This window comes from Calothrix sp. UHCC 0171 (assembly GCF_034931845.1).
Lineage (GTDB): Bacteria > Cyanobacteriota > Cyanobacteriia > Cyanobacteriales > Nostocaceae > Brunnivagina.
Genome location: NZ_JAYGHN010000015.1, coordinates 91689 through 111216 on the forward strand (window position 1 = coordinate 91689; position 19528 = coordinate 111216).

Annotated in this window: 13 protein-coding genes and 1 tRNA gene; 7 read left to right on the top strand and 7 right to left on the bottom strand. The window is 41.1% G+C overall.

Annotated elements, in window-relative coordinates:
- Positions 1-112: 112 nt before the first annotated feature.
- The 4 genes from VB733_RS13710 (at position 113) to VB733_RS13725 (ending at position 5186) form a co-directional block, all read left to right on the top strand.
- Entirely contained in the window at positions 113-2917 is a 2805-nt protein-coding gene (locus tag VB733_RS13710) for an ATP-binding protein (protein WP_323340616.1), read from the top strand.
- 175 nt (positions 2918-3092) lie between these two features.
- Positions 3093-3737, top strand: coding sequence for a hypothetical protein (locus tag VB733_RS13715; protein WP_323340617.1), 645 nt, complete (start codon positions 3093-3095; stop codon positions 3735-3737).
- Positions 3738-3828: 91 nt separating this feature from the next.
- Positions 3829-4260 (top strand): hypothetical protein, encoded by a 432-nt coding sequence (locus VB733_RS13720; protein ID WP_323340618.1) that lies wholly within the window; start codon positions 3829-3831, stop codon positions 4258-4260.
- A gap of 248 nt (positions 4261-4508) precedes the next feature.
- Positions 4509-5186 carry a hypothetical protein gene (locus VB733_RS13725; RefSeq protein ID WP_323340649.1) on the top strand — a complete coding sequence of 226 codons (678 nt, stop codon included), beginning with the start codon at positions 4509-4511 and terminating at the stop codon, positions 5184-5186.
- 172 nt (positions 5187-5358) lie between these two features.
- Here the strand turns inward: VB733_RS13725 and VB733_RS13730 are convergent, their stop codons facing one another.
- From VB733_RS13730 to VB733_RS13750, 5 genes are all read right to left on the bottom strand, one after another.
- Positions 5359-6168 carry a TPM domain-containing protein gene (locus VB733_RS13730; protein ID WP_323340619.1) on the bottom strand — a complete coding sequence of 270 codons (810 nt, stop codon included), beginning with the start codon at positions 6166-6168 and terminating at the stop codon, positions 5359-5361.
- 459 nt (positions 6169-6627) lie between these two features.
- Positions 6628-7950 carry a CO2 hydration protein gene (locus VB733_RS13735; RefSeq protein WP_323340620.1) on the bottom strand — a complete coding sequence of 441 codons (1323 nt, stop codon included), beginning with the start codon at positions 7948-7950 and terminating at the stop codon, positions 6628-6630.
- A 37-nt stretch (positions 7951-7987) separates the two neighbouring features.
- Positions 7988-9499 (bottom strand): NADH-quinone oxidoreductase subunit M, encoded by a 1512-nt coding sequence (locus tag VB733_RS13740; RefSeq protein WP_323340621.1) that lies wholly within the window; start codon positions 9497-9499, stop codon positions 7988-7990.
- Positions 9500-9615: 116 nt separating this feature from the next.
- A complete protein-coding gene (locus tag VB733_RS13745; protein ID WP_323340622.1) occupies positions 9616-11511 on the bottom strand; it encodes an NAD(P)H-quinone oxidoreductase subunit F in 1896 nt (631 codons plus the stop codon).
- 791 nt (positions 11512-12302) lie between these two features.
- Positions 12303-12374, bottom strand: a tRNA-Lys gene (locus tag VB733_RS13750).
- A gap of 227 nt (positions 12375-12601) precedes the next feature.
- Between VB733_RS13750 and VB733_RS13755 the strand changes: the two genes are divergently transcribed.
- Complete coding sequence (locus tag VB733_RS13755; RefSeq protein ID WP_323340623.1) at positions 12602-13261, top strand: NAD(P)H-dependent oxidoreductase; 660 nt, start codon at positions 12602-12604, stop codon at positions 13259-13261.
- Positions 13262-13344: 83 nt separating this feature from the next.
- Here VB733_RS13755 and VB733_RS13760 read toward each other — a convergent pair whose 3' ends face one another.
- Positions 13345-14145, bottom strand: coding sequence for a trypsin-like peptidase domain-containing protein (locus VB733_RS13760; protein WP_416336317.1), 801 nt, complete (start codon positions 14143-14145; stop codon positions 13345-13347).
- Between the two features lie 277 nt (positions 14146-14422).
- Positions 14423-15754, bottom strand: coding sequence for a M20/M25/M40 family metallo-hydrolase (locus tag VB733_RS13765; RefSeq protein ID WP_323340624.1), 1332 nt, complete (start codon positions 15752-15754; stop codon positions 14423-14425).
- A 540-nt stretch (positions 15755-16294) separates the two neighbouring features.
- On the opposite strand from VB733_RS13765, the gene VB733_RS13770 reads away from it, so the two are divergent.
- Positions 16295-18487 carry a hypothetical protein gene (locus VB733_RS13770; protein ID WP_323340625.1) on the top strand — a complete coding sequence of 731 codons (2193 nt, stop codon included), beginning with the start codon at positions 16295-16297 and terminating at the stop codon, positions 18485-18487.
- A gap of 317 nt (positions 18488-18804) precedes the next feature.
- Positions 18805-19464 carry a response regulator transcription factor gene (locus VB733_RS13775; RefSeq protein ID WP_323340626.1) on the top strand — a complete coding sequence of 220 codons (660 nt, stop codon included), beginning with the start codon at positions 18805-18807 and terminating at the stop codon, positions 19462-19464.
- Positions 19465-19528 lie beyond the last annotated feature (64 nt).

The following is a 19528-nucleotide window of genomic DNA, read 5'->3' on the forward strand; positions in this document are numbered from 1 at the left end:
TAGCAGACAGATAAATAATTCCGAGAACACGTCGCTGGAAAATACTGTTGTTGAACGATGCAGTGTTTAAAACTTTGATGGTAAAATTCAACAGCTTGTGTTGCAAAAGAACATGCGATTAATTACAAGCGATGGCTATGGCGGTTTGTTGGTGCGACGATTATTAGTGGCTACTGTACTCGTACCTTTATTTTTGGAATGCTTGATTTTACAAGGTTTGCGGACAGGTTTTTTTGACGCAGTCCTTGCATTATCATTGTTTGCGATCGCATCAATATTAGTATTTTTATTGTTAATTTGGTATGGTGCGTTAGGGATTGAACGTTTGATTCGTCAACGCGACAGATTCCAAGCAGCACTAAATGCCAATGAGGAAAGGCTGCGAAGCTTTGTAGAAGCGAATGTAGTTGGAATTTTGTTTGGTGATATTTATGGAAATATTAGCAATGCTAACGATGAATATTTACGCATCATCGGCTACAATCGCGAGGAATTGGAAGCGGGTAGGATACGTTGGCAGGATATTACCCCATCCGAGTATTGGGATTTAGAAAAAGAGCGGATTGCTGAGGCTCAAAAAGATGGCGCTTGCAAGCCCTATGAAAAAGAGTATATTCGCAAAGATGGGACTCGGATTCCCGTTTTGGTTGGTTATGCTTTAGCGGGGGAAAAACGCCAAGAATCAATAGCATTTATTTTAGACTTAAGCGAACGCAAACAAGTTGAAGCGGCATTACACGAGAGCGAAGCCAGCCTCCGCAGTCAACAGCAATGGTTAGAATATTTACTGAATTTAATGCCCTCACCATTGTTATTAATCGAACCAAAAACCGCAAAAGTTGTATTTGCTAATCATGCCGCAGATGAGCTAGCTGGCGGGGAATTTCCTAAAGGTAAGCGGGCAGAGGAATATCATACCGTTTACCACTGTACCGATGCGGAAGGAAATCCGATTCCCGATGAACAAATGCCGGGGGTAAGGGTTGCTCGTGGAGAACGTCTGGAAAGCATTGAGATGGATTGGCATACTCCGGGTGGGATTCGTTCGCTACTGATATTTGCAGATACATTACCAGCAATGCATGGTCATGCTGCAACTTGCGTGTTAATGTTCCAAGATATTAGCAATCGCAAGTATGTAGAAAAAGCCCTATCTCTTGGTTATAGAAGGCTACAACTATTGTTTGGAACCGCTAGTGATTTACTCTCTAGCCAACAACCAATTGCCCTTTTGGACAGTGTATTCCACAGTTTATCGGAGCAGATAGGTTTAGATTGTTACTTTAACTTTTTAGTAGATGAAAGCCAGCAACAATTACATCTGGCTTCATATAAAGGAGTCAGCGAGGAATTTGCCAATCAAGTCACAACTTTGCATTTCAACCAAGGGATATGCGGGAAAGCAGCAATAAATCGCCACTTTCTTACCCTGGAAGATGTACAAAACTCAACTGCTCCAGAAGCTGATGTGATTCGTAGTTTGGGAATCACCGCATTTGCTAGCTATCCATTAATTTCTGGGGGACAATTATTTGGTACCCTAGGATTTGGTAGTTTAAGCAAATTGCGGTTTACTCAAAACGAAATTGGGATGATGCAAGCAGTTTGCGATCAAATTGCGATCGCAATTGAACGTTCGCGCCTAGTTGGTTCATTACAGCAGCAAACCGAACAACTGCGTGAAGCCAACCGCATGAAAGATGAATTTTTAGCCGTACTTTCCCATGAACTGCGATCGCCATTAAATGCAATATTTGGATGGGCACAATTATTGCGGACTCGTCCCCAGTTGGATGAGGCGAAAAAAATTCAGGCATTGGAAACCATTGAACGTAACGCCCGCAATCAAAAGCAACTGATTGAAGATTTACTAGATATTTCCCGGATTGTACGCGGAAAATTGCGCCTCAACGTCACTTCATGTAACTTAGTTCCCATCGTTGAAGCTGCGATTGACACAGTACGCATCGCCGCCGCCGCCAAAGAAATCGAAATCCTCTTTTCCATCCGCGATACGGAATGGGAAGCCAGTCAAAAAATAGTTTCCCTAAATAAACAGACTCAAGGACAAATTTCCCGCAACCAAGCAGCGATTTTCTACCCCAAGCTATTTGTCACGGGTGATGCTGAACGCCTGCAACAAGTGATTTGGAATCTACTCACAAACGCCATCAAATTTACTAATCCCGGTGGAGAAGTCGAAATCAAATTAGCGATTGAAAGCAATCCCGAAACTGTTCTCATCCAAGTTCGTGATAGCGGCATGGGGATTAAACCAGAATTTATACCCTACGTTTTTGATCGGTTTCGTCAAGAAGACAGTTCCAGCACCCGTACCTACGGTGGCTTAGGTTTAGGTTTAGCAATTGTCCGACATCTTGTCGAACTCCATGGGGGAACCGTCAGCGCCGATAGTCCAGGTACTGGGAAAGGGGCAACATTCACCGTCAAACTACCCCTGTTGTACCGCCAAGAGGAAAATCCTCCATCTACCCCCCTGCATCCCCCCTTGTCCCCCTTACCTTCCCTAGCTGGGGTGCGCGTGCTAATTGTGGATGATGAAGCCGATACCCGCGATTTTCTTGTCACCGTCTTGGAGCAGTCACAAGCCCAGGTACAAACAGCTACATCAGTGAGCGAAGCGATCGCTTGTATCAGCCAATCCCAACCCGATGTATTGGTAAGCGATATCGGTATGCCGACTGAAGATGGATACTCTTTAATCCGGAAAATTCGCCAGATGAAACCAGAAGATGGGGGAAATATTCCGGCAGCAGCATTAACGGCATATGCCCGTACCGAAGATAGAATGCGGGCAATTCAAGAAGGTTTTCAATTACACTTGCCCAAGCCAGTAGAGCCGGAAGAATTGATTGCAGTTGTTGCCAGTTTGGCTGGTCGAGGAATAGTTAATTAAATCTCTCCGCGTCCCTCTATCTCCCCATCTCCGCGTCAGTTTTATCGTCGGTATTTAGGCGGAAATAATATCACCTGCATAAACCAGTGAAGTCCGACATATGAGTGAGTGAAGGGTTGAAAAACTCAAGTAATAAACAACACTATTAAACTCAGTAAAATTTAGGTGACTCAAGATGAAACTTCGCGCACTCACTGGTTCTTTTCTTGCTGCTGCTACTCTCGTTTCTGTTTCCATGCCTGCACAAGCAAATCCATTTGCGAATACTGCTGCTGGTGTTTTTAAACCTGTAAATACACAACCCGCAGGCGATGCGAAATCTAGCGCACCTGCAAATAGTTCAGCACCCGTGGGAAATAGCGAAATTCAAGGATTAGGTGATCATCAATCTTGGGTTGACCAAAAAACCCTCGCAAATGACCCCCGCGCCTTGTGTACTGATGTCGGTTTAGGTAATAATACTCGTGCTAATTCCAGCGATATTGCCAGTTCGAGTTCCACTTCTACCCGTGCAAATTCATCAAAAAGCCATAATAATGCTGGTGGTGGCGGTGGTAGCTTCTTAGGTATTGTCAGTGTTAGTGGAAGCGGTGGTAGTCAAGGGAGCCAGCAGGCAAGTCAATCGAGCGACAAAAAGACCAACCACGCCGAGAAAATTAGCAGTAATTCTTCCACAGTAGTTCAGGGCAAAAATTGTGATGCATTTGTCAATTCTGCTGCGGCTAGAGATATGAACTACCAAGATAATTTAACTCGCCGTTATGAAATTAAAACAGGTCGTCGCGGACAGCAAGTAAATCAACTCATTGAAGATAAATAATTCCGACTCATAATTGTGATGACTCTTGCAGGATGGGCTTCTTGCCCGTCCTTTGCTGCGTTTAAATTCGATCATTATTCCCAGGCTGAAAATGAAAAATTTATCGAAAATAATTATATTTGGTATTGCTGTATCTTTAGTTATTGTGCCTTTAGCTACTGCCCAATCTGTAAATAGGGAGCATTATCGAGAACCTGTATTTCCATATTTACTAGATCATCAACTCGATCGCCAACAGGCGGAAACTGTGATTCGGGTGCGATGTTTACCAATCAGGCGCAATCAACAATACCCATCTGGGAATGCAGACAACAACCGTAGACTAATTCGCGATCGCCTTTTGCGTCCAAATCAAGCCAATGAAATCCTCATTGATGTGGAAGGTTTCTGTCGCGATGTCAAAATTCGTGTTAATGAGCCGACAAATGATTTAAATTATACTTTTGATGAAAATGGGGAATACGCGGATAATTGGTCGAATCGTCAAGGTTCAGGTTGGCAATGGCTGTTGAGACATCGGTAATGAAAGGTGATTTTTATGTGTTTGTGCCCCTCCCAGCGATTTTGGCGTAGTTAAAAGCAGGGTGGGGTTATTTGTATCCAGAAAAACCAAAACTTCATGAATTTATTTCCGAATCTGCGAACAAACACTGCATAAAAACATCTCAAGCGACATATGAAGGAGTGAAAGCAAACAAAACATTTCACTCACCCAGGATAAAAGCCATGAGCGCAATCAACGCAATTAACGCAATTAACACAATCAACACAATCAACACAAAACTTATTGTCAGCTTAGTTGCTTCCGTCTCCGTACTCAGTACAGTTGCATTGCCTAGCCATGCCCAAACCACACCGACAACTCAACCTCAAGTTCAACCTGTATCTTCACCCATTCCAGTAACTGCATCAGAAATTACGATATCAGAAATGACCATTCCTCAAGACACTGCCATCATCGTGTCTTTCCCCGCCGCCATTAACGTAGATGCTGGTCAAAAACAAGAATTTCCCGTCACAGTTCCCCTTTCTAGCGCCATCAAAGACGGACAAGGTAATGTGATTGCCCCCGAAAATACACCAGTTACAATTGTTCTCAAACCAACAAAAGGTGGTGTCAAAATTATTGCTCAATCAATTGTTGTTAACGGTCGAATTGTGGCAATTAACGCTTCCAGCCAAATAATTCCCGGAACAACAATTACCCACAAACGCGCCAACGATAAAGCAGTGGAAAACGGTGCAATTTGGGGCAGGATTGGTGGTAGTGCCCTTGGTTTTGTGTCCGGTGGCGACCCAGAAAAATTTGACCGTGGGGCAATGGGTGGTAGCTTAATCGGCTTAGTTTCCGGGTTGCGATCGCCTGAAAATACCCGCATTGTCCAAATCCCCCAAAACAGCGTTTATGTATTGTCTCTGGAGGCTCCTGTTCGCATCTCTGGACGCTAAAGGAATTTGAGATTGTGAAACAAACAAAAATGATTGTAGGGCGACAAAATCTTTCTTTTGCCCCCCTACAAACCAAATAAATTAATTGTTAATGATTAATTAATTAATTAATTTATTTATTTATTAATTTATTTTTACTAAGTGGTCAGTGATTAGTCATCACCACTCAGCATTAACTCTCCGCATTAGACGGAGGTCGCCCAAAAACTGGCGAGAGATAGGCAACAATCGCACCCATTGCAAAACCAGCAATATTACGAACCAAAGGTAGCCATTCTGAAGTGCGTGTGACAACGGGACCAATACCGAAGGCGAGGAATAAAATTCCCCATAGGGGAGAAAAAATCAAAGCCCACTGCCAAGCAAAAACTTGTCCTTCTTTACGGGGTTGTGCGGCGAAACCGCAAATTACACCACCAATAGTCGAAGTAATTAGGGTCAAAATCCATTGTTCCCGTGGAAGTCCCGGTACGACGCTACAACCACCCCGGCGCAAACAACTCTCCACAGTTTTCAAAGTATCAAGAATTGCTTGGTCTTCGCCATTTTCGCGGACATAATACAAATTCCCAAATCGGGTTTGCAGTTCAATCCAGAATGTTCGAGATAGGAGGTCGTATACTGCGTCACCAACACTAAAGCTGAGAATATTACCACCACGAGAATCAGCAACTAGCAAAATACTCTTGTCATCTAAGCCCCAAAAATTGATAACCGCCCGACCAGGAGTTTTATCATACTGGGTCAAAACTCGTAATTTCCAGCCAGTTTCCTCCTGAAAATTATTAAGCTCTTGAATTAAATTTTTTTCTTGGATGTCGGTGAGGGTTTTGGCTAAATCGACAACTGGGGTGGGATGATCTGGTAATAAGTCTGGGTTGTCGTAGGCGTAAGCTTGGGTCGGTTGTATTGCCCAAATCGAACCAGCTAAGAAAAATGCCGCCAAAAATGCCAAAATTCGCCGCCAAAAACAGTTTTGCATGGACTTTTATATATAAATCTAAACAGCGATCGCGAACAGCTCGTTTTAAAAGCTTAAAAGAAAAGTGATACTTTGTTACACTTTTTAACTTTAATCTAATCTTGGCGACGAAGGCAAAGGGTTTTTACCGATTTCTGGATGATTTTTCAGGGGAAGCTGGTGACACAGTGATACCAATTCTCCAAAAAAAATAACGGATGGTGACGCGGGGACGCACAGATGCAGAGACAGGGAGATTTATTTTATGTGTTGCCAGATTTTGGAGAAACGATATAAGAGACCGTTTATAAGGTAAATATTAAGGATAGCCGCGCAGTGAGAAACCCGGTTTCTCTTCAAAAAGTCAGATGATGCTCGATAGTTAAATCCCAGAAACCGGGTTTCTTTAGTCTTATTTTGTTTTGTAAACTTGTTCTCCAGGTTCTGGGAACCGATAGTCAAGAGGCAGAGCCTCTTGTATCACCGATAATCTTGGCTTTGAATTTGGCGCAATTTAGCGGCATCGCGCATATTATATTCGTGACGACAGAAGCGGTTTAGCTGGGTTTCAAAAAAATCGCGGTTGGCTTGTAAATGTCTGGAGTTGGGGTCATCTAATGGATATAACAATGCTGTCCGTAATGCTTGAATAACTGCGGAGGTGACATTATACATCGATCGCTGGAAACTAACTCCCAATTGAATCAACATGTCTTCTTCTCCACGACAATGTTGCTGGTAATAATCCACCAGATATTTTGGTAAAAAGTGCAACATATCCTGCATTAACAATGTGGGTGGGATGCCAGCAGTTCCCACGGGAAATACATCTGCATAAAGGATTCCGTAGTGAAAGTCTTTTTGTTCGTCGGGTACTTGACCAGCTTGAGCATTGTAAGATTTTGTACCACGGAAGGGAGCAGTACGGTAAAAGACAGCTTCAACGTAGGGTAATGCGGCTTCGTATAACCAGGTAAAACCCTTGGATTTGGGAATGATTTCGTAGCATTCACCGTTAATATAGACATGGTGGTAAATTGGACGACCTGCGATCGCAAAGATGCCATTGACTAAAAAGTTCATGGCATCGGGTACACCTTTGAAGCCACCTTCGTCGTAAATATCGGACATTTCAAAGAAGACGGGAGCCATGACTTCCCAGAATAAGCCCAGATTGGCGTAGTATGACATCTGCCGGCATTGTTCCAAAAACATATCGGGGAAGAGTTTGTACAGCGCCAACATTGCGGGATTGCCTTGAAAATAGGCTTTGATTGCTCTATCTGCATTAGCCCGGTATTCGTCAGAGTCTAGATAAGCATCGAATTTGTTCACAGGTGCATACATGTGTCGATGCCAGAGCATTGCCCGCATACAAGCTTCAGCAAACTCCATATTAATGCGATCGTGTAGCAGGTGATGGAGTAATTTGGGCATTTTGGTGGTTTCACCCTTTTCCATAAATGCCAAAAGTTCAGGGTGGGCTGTAGCGACACCACGCCAAATTCTTAAGTCGGCATCATCACCTGCATAGTGGTTGTGACGCTGCAAATATTCATCGGAGATAAAGTATTTAAAAAAGGGAAATGGGTCTAAAAATACCTGTTCGGCAATATAAAGTAAATCACGCCAATAGAAATCCATTGGTACTGCATAAGCTTTATAAATACCAATAATTTGCATTAAGTTTTCTGGTGTATCGGGTAGCATTGAACCACCAGCTTCGAGCCGATGAATTATTTCCGCGAATTCATGTGTTGAAGGTGGTAGTTTAGTTGTTGGTTTTTCTGGTGTTAGTACCATTGCTATTTTCCTGTTTGGAATTTGGGATTTTAGGTAATTATTTCAGTGCTATTTGGGGAGAAGTTGTTGTTTTGATTTGTGTTTTGATTTGGGGAATTGCTGCCACCATGGCTGTAGTTGTGGGTTCACTCCAACGTACTAACCAATTTGGTTGTACTCCTAGGAAAATAATTAATGCAGCTAAGATAAAAGCTGGCATTTTTTCTGACCAAAAAACGCGAGAATAGTACGCTAAATTATTATCCAATTTGCCAAAACAGGTGCGGTTGAGGAGGATAACGAAATACACCGCAGTTAAACCTGTGGCAATCACACACATTAAGGTGGGAATTGGGAATACTGAGAAACTGCCTTGGAAAACGATAAATTCAGCGATGAATCCAGTCATCCCCGGAATTCCCGCACTTGCCATTCCTCCCAACACCAAGAATGCACTCACAAGAGGTAAGCCACGAATCGGACTCATTAAACCGTTGAGTTTATCGAGTTCACGAGTACCCACCTTAGCTTCCACAACCCCAACCAAGTGGAAGAGAATCGCCAAGATAATGCCGTGGCTAAACATTTGCGCGATCGCACCTACGAGTGCTAGAGGTGTACTAGCAGCACCAGCGAGGAGAATATAACCCATATGTCCGATGGAACTATAAGCAACCATCCGCTTAATATCTTTTTGAGCGATCGCAGTTAAGGTTCCATAAATGGCGCTACCTGCACCCCAAATTGCTAAGGTTGGGGCGATCGTACTCCAAGCATTGGGAAACATTGCCATGCCAAATCTGAGTAAACCGTAGGTTCCTAGTTTTGCTAATACCCCACCCAATAAAATCGCGATCGGTGCGGATGCTTCGACGTAAGCATCTGGCAACCATGTATGAAATGGCACTAAGGGAATTTTGATGCCAAAGCCCAAGACAATGCCAATCAGGAGGATTAATTGTAGTGTTGCTGACAGGGATTGTGTGGAGATGTCGCTCATGGCAAAGGATTTGGAGCCTGTCAACCACACCATTCCCAAGAATGTAGCCAGAATTAATGCACCGGAAACCGCAGTATAAATTAAAAATTTAATGCCAGCGTAAGCTCTTTTTTCGCCACCCCAAATTGAAATTAATAGATAAAAGGGAATTAATTCTAATTCGTAAAACAGGAAAAATAGCAGTAAATTTTCTGCCATAAATGCCCCGGCAACTCCGCTACTTACAAGTAAAACTAGGGAGTAGAAAAAGCGAGGACGTGGTGTATCTTTGCTACTGCTATAAATCGCAATCCAAGTTAACAGGCTATTGAGAACCAGCATCAGAATGGATAATCCATCGACACCTAACTGATAATTTAAACCCAAGGTTTCGTTCCAAGGAATATTTTCTTGCAGTTGCATTCCTGGATTCGCCACATCAAATTTTAATAAGATGAAAAGGTTCCAAAGTAGTGTTAATCCAGAGATGAATAAGCCAACTAATCTCACATTAACAGCAGGTAGTTTTTGCGGTAGCAACGCAATCATTAGCGCCCCAATAATAGGTGCCCAAATTAAAACACTCAGCATGATTTTATTGGTGATTGATTTTTGATTGGATGTTTTTTAATCGACAAAATAGAAGGGCAAAAAGATAATTATCCCGTGAATTGAGATAATATTTCGGGTTCATCAGACTCAATCAATTAAAATTCAAGAGTTGGCAACATTGATACTGAAGCCGACATTAAATCTAAAAATTGGTCGCCCCAGAATTGCCAAGTTACAAATGCGCCCAATACACTCAATCCCAACAAAACTGTGAGTGCATAAAACTGAGTTTGTCCCGAATTGCTATATTTCAGACCTTCACCACCACCGAGGGAAAGTAAACCAATTAAATTAACGATGCCATCAACTACAAAACGGTCAAGAAGGTCGGTAAGTTTGGAAATTAAATCCACACCCAAAACAATACTCGCCTTGTAGATTTTCGGTGTATAAAAGTCGTAGGCAAGTAAATTTTGTAAAGGTTTAAAGGGCAAACGTACAGGTTTGGGGATAATATTCCCTAGATAAATCACACAACTTAAGCTGCAACCAAAAATACTCGACCAAATCAACAGTAATGCCACATCTTTATTAAGCATTGCCCAACTCGGTAACAGCGAGAGGCTTTGTAATACCAAAGGTAAATGCAACACAAAGCCGAATAAAATCATCATTGGTAATATCATCTGCCAAGAAACTTCAGGCGATCGCTCGCTCATCTGTTTGGCTTTTCCGCCCCAAATTAAGCCAAATTCACGAGTTAAACTAAATGCTGTCAAAGCATTAACTAGAATAATTACCCCCACCAATAAAGGGTGAGTTATCCAGAGTGCATCGGCAAGCTGCAACATTGCCCAGAAACTACCCAAGGGAGGAAAACCAATTAATCCCAGAGTCCCGACTACATAAGCTAATCCAGAAATGGGGCGACGAGACCATAAACCACCCAATTGCGTCACATTTTGAGTAATACTATTCCAAATGACCGCACCAGTTGCCATAACTAGCAATGCCGCCCCTAAAGCATGACTGAGTACCAATAACAGCGCCGCTTCATCCTGTTGGGTTCCCACAGCAATAAACACCAAACCCATATAAGCACTTACTGAATAGGACAAACAGCGCTTCAGATCAATTTGAGCGATCGCAATTAAAGAGGCACCGATGGCTGTCACCGCACCAATTGCAATCATTGCCGCAGATACAAACGGCGACAAACTAAATACTGGCTGCAATTTAATCAATACCCAAGCACCGGAAGCGACAACCACCGAATTCCGCAAGATTGTACTGGGAACTGGTCCTTCCATGGCTTCATCTAACCACAGATGCAGGGGAAACTGGGCACATTTACCCATTGGTCCCGCAATCAAAGCCAAGCAAACTAAAGTAATAATTGTGGGGTCAACTTCAGCAGTGGCTGCCCATGCCGCTAAATCTGTATAATTCCAGGTTCCGGCTAAGGGAAATAAACCCAATACACCCATTAACAAAAACAAATCTCCCACCCGTTTGGTTAAGAATGCGTCGCGGGCACCCGTCACCACCAAAGGTTGACTAAACCACAGTCCCACCAACAAGTAGGTTCCCAGGGTCAATACTTCCAGAATTACATAGCTAAAGAACAGGTTATTGCATAGAGCTAAAGCACATAATCCCCCTTCAAACAACCCCAGAAGTGAGAAAAAACGACCCCAACCCCAGTCCATCTCCATATAGCCAATCGCATAAATCTGCGCCAAAAAATTCAAACCGCAGATTACAACCAATGCTGTAACACTAACTGAAGATATTTCTATATCTATAGACAGATTTAAACCAGCAGTCGAAAGCCAAGGAATAAATATTTCCTTTGCTGGTTGATTCCAAGTTGCCGATAGGGCGATCGCGCTATGAATCAAGGATGAAAATGTCATAATTAAATTGACATAACCAGCCGGTCTTGGACCTATGCGACGTATAATCCCTGGCGACCAAGGTAGTGCTAAAAGCCCACCCAATAAGGCATAGCATGGCACCAACCAAACGGTGTCAAGTAAGTATTGAACCATCAATTTACCTCTAGATTTGTAGCATTAATCAGGGGTTGTCACCAATAGTTCCTTCACCACTGACACCCCAATTTTGCAACTTATGCAAATTTCATATTTAATTAATCTTTATAGATATAGAGTAGCTTTATATTGCTAAAAATGGAATTGTCTGATTGAGAAAAATCAGCGATAGTAACTCTAAATAATACTTATATCATCGTTCATTAGTATATCTAATGATAAGCATATTATTTAATCTATGATTAGTTTTAACAATTCTGGATGCAGATAATCAGTTGTTGTTAAACGATGAAGATTGATATCATGTCAGCACTACATCTCTGGATTCGGCGTTAGATGTATAATTACTCAAGTTTTTTGTGTATTTATTTAACTGTTTAAAACAATTAAATGATTACGATTTTAAGCACTATTACTTATTGACAAATTATTGATGAGCTTAACTTGTCACCAATAGTTGACAGACTTTATTTAACGACAGTGGAAAGAAGCTATACCAGGGATAAAAAAATAGGTAATACCATTCTAATGTGAAGTTGCACATTATTAGTTAGCTCAAAGCTTTGCTATATAAACATCATTTCTATGCAGCTTCATAGAAAATTGGTATAAGAATGTTGTTATTTTAGAGTTTATGTATAAAGTCAACATAAAACCAAAGAAACCTGGTTTCTGGGATTTAAGTATCGAGCATCATCTGACTTTGTAAAAAACTAATTCTATTGCTAAGTTTTTAGCAAACAACTGCGAATCACCTTTAAATGCTTTATCTAAGACGACAAAAGCCATGGGTGACCTGGGACTCGAACCCAGAACCAGCAGATTAAGAGTCTGATGCTCTACCATTGAGCTAGTCACCCGCAAAACTCAATTATATCATGAGTATTCTCTTTGAGGAGAAATCTTTGCCATACAAATTTGCTGATGGGTGAGGCGAAAATTCGTATTTTATGACACCCTGTTATATGGTTAATATTTGTGAGTGTTCCTGAATTTTAGGTATGTTTTTGTAGAAAAAATCCTACATGAAAACCTAACTTTGATTCAGCAATACTTTTTTGTGAAGTAATAAATTGAGAGCTAGTATATGAGCAGCGCAGTATCTACTCCAGATTCCGTTCTCCAACAACTTCAATGGCGTTATGCTACCAAGAAATTTGACCCTAGCAAAAAAATACCCGATGAGGTGTGGAAGGCTCTAGAACAAAGTATGGTTTTAGCTCCTTCTTCTTTTGGGCTACAGCCTTGGAAATTTTTCGTTGTTAGCAATCCGGAATTACGTCAGCAGTTGCTACCACATTCTTGGGGGCAAGCACAAGTTGTGGATGCATCACATTTGGTTGTATTTGCGATCAAAAAAGACTTGAATGCTGCTGATGTTGATCGTTATCTCGATCGCATGGCGGAAGTTCAGCAAACACCTGTGGAAAATCTACAAAAGTTTGGTTCTGTAGTCAAGGGGTTCATGGATAAGCCACCTTATCCTTTGGATATTAATGAATGGTCTACTCGCCAAGTCTACATTGCTTTGGGGCAGTTTATGACTGCGGCTGCTTTTTTGGGTATTGATACCTGTCCTATGGAAGGTTTTATCCCTAGTCAATATGATGAGGTTTTGGAACTTCCTGCACAAGGTTATAAAGCAGTTGTGGTTTGTCCGGCTGGATACCGTTCGCAGGAAGACCACAGTGCCCAAAGACCGAAGGTAAGATTTAAGACTGAAGATGTGGTGGAGTATATTAATTAATTTGTAATTTTGAGGTTGATATCCCCAGCTGTTCGTAAAAGTTGGGGATAAGCTAATGTGCAGCTAAATCATATCGATCGCATTCACCTTCTATTAATCAAGCGATCGGCAATTTGTTCAGCTTCATTAATGGGAATTGCAAAGCCTAATCCTTGAGCGCCTTGAATAATCGCAGTATTCATCCCAATCACTTGCCCGCGTTGGTTTAATAATGGTCCTCCAGAATTACCGGGATTAATTGCGGCATCGGTTTGAATAAAACTTGCGGATTGACTTCCTCTTGCACCTAGGGCGCGACCCGATCGCCCCGTACCGCTAATAATTCCCACTGTCACCGAATTATCTAAACCCAAGGGACTACCAATTGCGATCGCCCATTCCCCTGGTCTGAGACTATCGGAGTTGCCCACGCTCACACTGGGTAAATTTTGCTCGCGCACCCGAATGACAGCCACATCCATACGTCTATCTTCACCTAATACCCTACCAGCAATTCGGCGACCATCTTTTAAAGTTACTGTCACCCTGTCTGCACCATCAACTACATGGGCATTGGTGAGAATTAAACCATTGGAACTAATAATAAATCCTGAACCAGTTCCCCGTGCCACACGACGACGAAAGTTACCGTCGGTATCATCATCGATGGTACGTGATGAATCAATCCTCACAACCGCAGGACCAGTTCTCTCAACTGCGATCGCAATAAAATTAGTATCCAGATTACGCCTATTTCCTCGATATGATGGTGATTCGGCAATTGGCAGATCGGAAGTAATTCCCTTGCTAGGTATTGTTTGACTGCTGGCAAGAAATGCGATCGCGCCAATTGAAATAAGAGCAACAATAACGTAAGGATTTTTAAAAGTCAGGTTAGCAGACATTGTTAGAGTTGTTAATTATTAATTGTTAATTGTTAATTGTTAGTGGTTAAGTGGTCATACTAATTTATAGATATCTCCCAAATTTATCTATGGGTTTTTTCTTTGTCTCCACATACCTACTCTCCAAATTCGTTACCAAATTTATGGGGTTCTGAATGTTGATGAAGAACATTTATCTATATAACTCTCAACTAACCAGCAACTCAGAAGCATTACCTAATAACTAATAACTATTAACCAATAACCAATCACTATTAACTGTTAACTACTAACCCAATTAGCTCTGAAGCAAGCGCTTGATAATATCTATCCCCACTTGGGTGGTTTGCTCAAGCAATTTGGGGTCAACTGTTTTATCGTTGGGGCTGTGGTAATTTGGCTCTAAACCACGATGGAAAAACATCACTGGTATATTTTTCGCTGCAAATGAAGCATGATCACTGCTCGCACCATTTAAACTACTAGAACCAAATAACTGTATTGTTGGCTCTACAACTTGGGCTAGGGCTGTTAATGATGGTGTTCCTCCAATTTGTAATTGCTTGTTGACACCAACCATGTCAAAGTTCAGCATTCCTTTTAAGCCCGTGAGGAATTGCGGCGTTGCTGCCTCCACAAAAGCCTGGGAACCATGTAAACCGTCTTCTTCGCCATCAAAAGCCACGAACCAAGTTTGACGTGCCTGGGGCGAATTTTTAAGATTGCGGGCTAAGGATAGGACAACTGCTGTACCGGAAGCATTATCATTGGCTCCTGGAGCATCTTCTACTGAATCGTAATGACCGCCTACAATAATTTTAGGTTGGGTTACACCTTCAAGATGGGCGATAACATTACGTCCTGTGATTTCTTGGTTTTTGCCGTTAACGTTAAGTGTGACATTCAAGGGACTTTTTTGAGTCTGCGCCACTAGCTTTTCACCTTCTTCCCCGGAAATTGCTAAAACAGGAATTTTGGATGTTGCTGCCAATGCTCCACTGCGTAAATGTTCAGGTTTGTTGTTGAAAATTATCACGGCACTAGCACCTGCTTTTTCGGCATTACGTACTTTTTCCGCAAACTTAATCTCACCGCGTTTAATAATTGCGATCGCACCTTTAAGCTGATTAGTTTTGATAAAATCGCTGCTACGTCCAAAGTTAGGAATTGCCACCAAAGGCGCTTTGATTTTACCGGGAATTGTCCCTTTCAGGGAATATCCTTTAATTGTTTTGCCGTCAACAATAATATTTGATTCTAAATCGACAAATTTTGTATAAGTAAAAGTCTGAATTTTGGTTTTATAACCGGCTTGACGGTATTGTTCAGCTAAATAAACACTGGCTTTTTTGGCTGCATCTGTACCAGTAACCCGCGCTCCCAGGTTTACTAATGCTTCTACATCAGCATAGGTTTGATTTGTTCCTGCTTGGCGCTGTTTTAATTGAGTTTCTTTAACATTAACTTTTTCCGAAACTTCAATTGCATGACTGGAAGGGTTGACTGAAGAACCGCAAGCTGTAGATAGGGTTACAAATGCGATCGCTAATATTTTCGTGCCAATTGAAAATTTGTTGATCGCTTTTACCCTAACTAGTGGTAATCTAATTGTGGATGGAGATTTCGTCATCAGGATGCATTTTTAGAATACTAGTTCTGTTAGAAAATTTCTAAGTTTTTGACTTTCTAACCAAAACTTATCTCAACTCGGTTTCTCATCAAAAAATTCAGATAATGCTCGATACTTAAATCAAAGAAACGGGATTTCTTTGGTCTTACTGTTTGTTTTATACATCGCCTCTTAAATAAAAATACCAAGCTTTAATTTTAGATACCGAATATATCCTGAATATATCCCCAATTATAACAAAGTTGGGGATATTGTTTTCTCCTCACCCTTACATCAACAATCCCTAAAAATTACCTAGTACAGTACGGCGGAAATGAAGCAACCATTCTAAAATGACAAAAAGCTTCTGACTTCTGCCTTCTGTCTTCTGTCTTCTGTCTTCTGCCTTCTGCCTTCTGCCTTCTGACTTCTGCCTTCACGTACTAGCCAGCATTAAAAATCTCAAAATACTGCCCTTACCCCTCATGGCTCTTACCCCCTTTTCACTCGCGGAAAATCAATGTTATCACCAAGCTATAAATTTATACATATGTTCAGGATATGACTTTAATACAAGAAATGCCTGTAAATTCCCCTTTTCCAGTGCTTGACTCGACAATAGTAACTTGGAAACAAATTTCATTACCTGACAATACGAGTAAAATAATTTCTCTTCAACTAAGTAAAAATAACAGCTTAGTATTAACATTAAAAAATAGAGTTTGGCAGTATCGAGATAACACAACATGGGAAATTGTTGCCTCATCTCCCAATTCTGGAAGTATTTCCCAATATCTAATCGGTGATACAGTCACCTATGTAATTGTAAATTCCCTAGCCTATGAAATGAAGTTAGGAACCAGTGGGTGGAAAGCAATTCCTAACAGTAGCTTTGTTGATTTAGCCGTAGTTGATGGTGATACTTTATGGGGTATTAATGAGGCTGGATATTTACATCAATATACTCCCGGTAGTAATTGGATAAAAGCTGAAATTCCACCACTCAAATTGTGGAAATCAAATCAATCGGTGGGAATTGCCGCCAAAGGCAATAATTTCTGGTTTGGATTAAAATTTCGAGCCAAGCAACTTTTTGAGCAAGATAAAAATCCCATCGCTAGAGAAACTATTTGGCAGCTACAAAAAGAAAATCAAGATGAAACTCAACTATATAGGCAAATAGATATTACTGAAAATATCAATTTACTGAATCTGAGCGGTAAACCATTTGGACCATTTGGACAATTGTGCATAACAGCCGATGGCATATTATATGCATCTACAGAACAAGGTGTATGGCAGCGTTCCCTTAGTAATCTAGATAATAATAATCCAGGATGGCAACAATTGCGATCGCAACCTGGAAACATCCGATTATTTCCCCTGAGCAACTCCTCCCTATTAACATACAACTCCCGTTCCCAAGAACTTCTCTGGTGGAACAATCAAACTTGGTACAGTATTCCTACACCTCCCCATGAAATATCATCTGCTGTTTTGGTCGGTGACAGTTTGTATATTACTGGCAACAACACTTTATCCGCTATTTCCATCAAAACTGCCAAATCGATGGAACCTCCGCAACCAAGAATGGCAACCTATCTTAATCTTGGTAAACTTAGTACCGCTATTTATTGCCAAAATCAACTTTTCGTAACCAACGAAAATACTTTATTTCAAATTGCCGCCACTAACCCCGAACCTATTGCGGCAATACCTTTAAGCACACCTGCATTTGATATTTCCCATAGCAGCGACAAGACTAATCAAAATAGTGAGAATATATTCATCGCCACTCAAGGTGAATTACTCAAGTACAGTATCAGCGAAAATATCCTGAAAACTGTATTTATTAATCCCACACCTCCTCAAAAAGCCAGAGTTGATAGCGATCGCGATTTTACTGCATACTTAACAGATAAAACCATTCGTATTTTCGATAATAGTAATCACAACCTCGTAACTCAAATCACAATTAGCGCTGATTTTGTCGAAGATATCGCCATCAAAAATAATCAACTCTACGTCGTTGGCTACAACAACCAACGCAACGCCCAAAAAAAGCAACCAGTTCAAAGTGCATTTTTAAGATGCTTCCAAATTACCAATACCTTGACACAACTATGGCAAACCTGGGGTTTTTCCGGTAACGAACTTGGTAATGATATGGCAGATACCCGCATGTATCGAGTTGTCGCCAATGACAGCGAAGTCGCAGTTCTCGGAGAATCCGCAGGTGGCAATACAGCTTATCGTTGGAATGGCAAAGACTTATCAACATCCACATTAGTCACCTACGACATGTTCAACAATGCATTTGATGCCAAATCAGCGCATTTTAGTTATTATGCGATCGTTGATGCATCCACTGGTACGGTAAAACGTGGGCAATTTTCCATACCTCGTCAACTACCTAGTTCTAGTCGTTCCAATACTAATAGAGTTCGTAGTCTAGCATTTGATGAAAATAATGTATACATTGGTACATTCTCCTCTTTCCAAATTAGTAACCGTGACTTTGTGAAATTTCTTGGTCAAAAACCACCTATTTATAAAGATGGAGATGCTGCATTATTAAAAGTACCAAATAATTTGAAAGTGCGGGATTTTTGGTTTACCCCTGGGAATGGACAAGTATTATTTTTTGATAGTAATTGTACTGTGATTAATGTTGCGGCGAATACACCCCACAATCCCCTTTTAAATGGCATTGGTAGAGTTAATCAAGAAGATGCATATGTAATTATTTGGTAATAAGATTTGGTAATAGTATAAACAGCATATTTTATATCCTCGATTGCTCTTCCAAGTCGGGGATATTTTATATTTATGAATAATTGCTAAATGTAATATTTACTTTTAGTTAAATAATCAAGCTGCAAAAGCTATTGATTTATGTGAAGATAGTAGATAAGCTTTTATGCTCAATTTTTGATGACAATACCTGTGCCCGCTATACCGAAATACCTATTTATTTTTTGCCAAAAGATTGTCCAGTCAACAAAATGATTGTAGGAAATTGAGATTTATTTAGTTATTAGTTAAACTTCACCCTCACCCCTATTCTCAAAATGTCCCTAAATCTACCAATTGGTACCCCTCCCCTACGCATTTTAATTGTTGAAGATGACCCAATGATGCAGTTAGGACTCGAACAGTCATTGATGGCTTATCCACAACTGGAAATTATTGGACAAGCTGATGATGGCTATTTTGGTGTCCAGGCAGCGTTGAAACTCAAACCAGATTTGGTGGTAATGGATATTGGCTTACCGCGTTTGGATGGCATTGCCGCAACGCAACAGATTAAAGCTGCTTTACCGGAAGTTCGTGTAGTCATGTTAACCTCCCATCAAACGGAAACGGAGATTATTGCGGCTTTATCTAGTGGCGCAGATGCTTACTGTATTAAGGGCGCAACCGTTGAAAGACTTTTAAGTGCAATTTCTGCGGCTGTAGAAGGCGCTACATATCTTGATCCGCAAATTGCCAGGAAAGTAATTGAAAATCTCAAGCCTCCTTCCCACCAAGGAAATACTGCTAATTTATCGCAACGGGAGCTAGATGTATTGAGGTTGATGGTTGATGGTTTGAGTAATCCTGAAATCGCCGAAAAACTATATCTCAGTCCCAACACCATTAAAACTCATGTTCGGGGAATTATGAATAAACTTTCGGTAGATGACAGAGTACAAGCAGCTGTGGTTGCATTGCGATCGGGATTAGTTTGAATTTTTGTCAATTAACGTGACGTGACTTCAATAAACCTAACCCCAAGCGATTTATAAAGTTCTG

What these genes read in the sequence shown, in the direction of transcription:
- VB733_RS13710 (WP_323340616.1), top strand. Translation starts at nt 113, where the DNA reads ATGCGATTAATTACAAGCGATGGCTATGGCGGTTTGTTGGTGCGACGA.
- VB733_RS13715 (WP_323340617.1), top strand. Translation starts at nt 3,093, where the DNA reads ATGAAACTTCGCGCACTCACTGGTTCTTTTCTTGCTGCTGCTACTCTC.
- VB733_RS13720 (WP_323340618.1), top strand. Translation starts at nt 3,829, where the DNA reads ATGAAAAATTTATCGAAAATAATTATATTTGGTATTGCTGTATCTTTA.
- VB733_RS13730 (WP_323340619.1), bottom strand. Translation starts at nt 6,168, where the DNA reads ATGCAAAACTGTTTTTGGCGGCGAATTTTGGCATTTTTGGCGGCATTT.
- VB733_RS13735 (WP_323340620.1), bottom strand. Translation starts at nt 7,950, where the DNA reads ATGGTACTAACACCAGAAAAACCAACAACTAAACTACCACCTTCAACA.
- VB733_RS13740 (WP_323340621.1), bottom strand. Translation starts at nt 9,499, where the DNA reads ATGCTGAGTGTTTTAATTTGGGCACCTATTATTGGGGCGCTAATGATT.
- VB733_RS13745 (WP_323340622.1), bottom strand. Translation starts at nt 11,511, where the DNA reads ATGGTTCAATACTTACTTGACACCGTTTGGTTGGTGCCATGCTATGCC.
- VB733_RS13755 (WP_323340623.1), top strand. Translation starts at nt 12,602, where the DNA reads ATGAGCAGCGCAGTATCTACTCCAGATTCCGTTCTCCAACAACTTCAA.
- VB733_RS13760 (WP_416336317.1), bottom strand. Translation starts at nt 14,145, where the DNA reads ATGTCTGCTAACCTGACTTTTAAAAATCCTTACGTTATTGTTGCTCTT.
- VB733_RS13765 (WP_323340624.1), bottom strand. Translation starts at nt 15,754, where the DNA reads ATGACGAAATCTCCATCCACAATTAGATTACCACTAGTTAGGGTAAAA.
- VB733_RS13770 (WP_323340625.1), top strand. Translation starts at nt 16,295, where the DNA reads ATGACTTTAATACAAGAAATGCCTGTAAATTCCCCTTTTCCAGTGCTT.
- VB733_RS13775 (WP_323340626.1), top strand. Translation starts at nt 18,805, where the DNA reads ATGTCCCTAAATCTACCAATTGGTACCCCTCCCCTACGCATTTTAATT.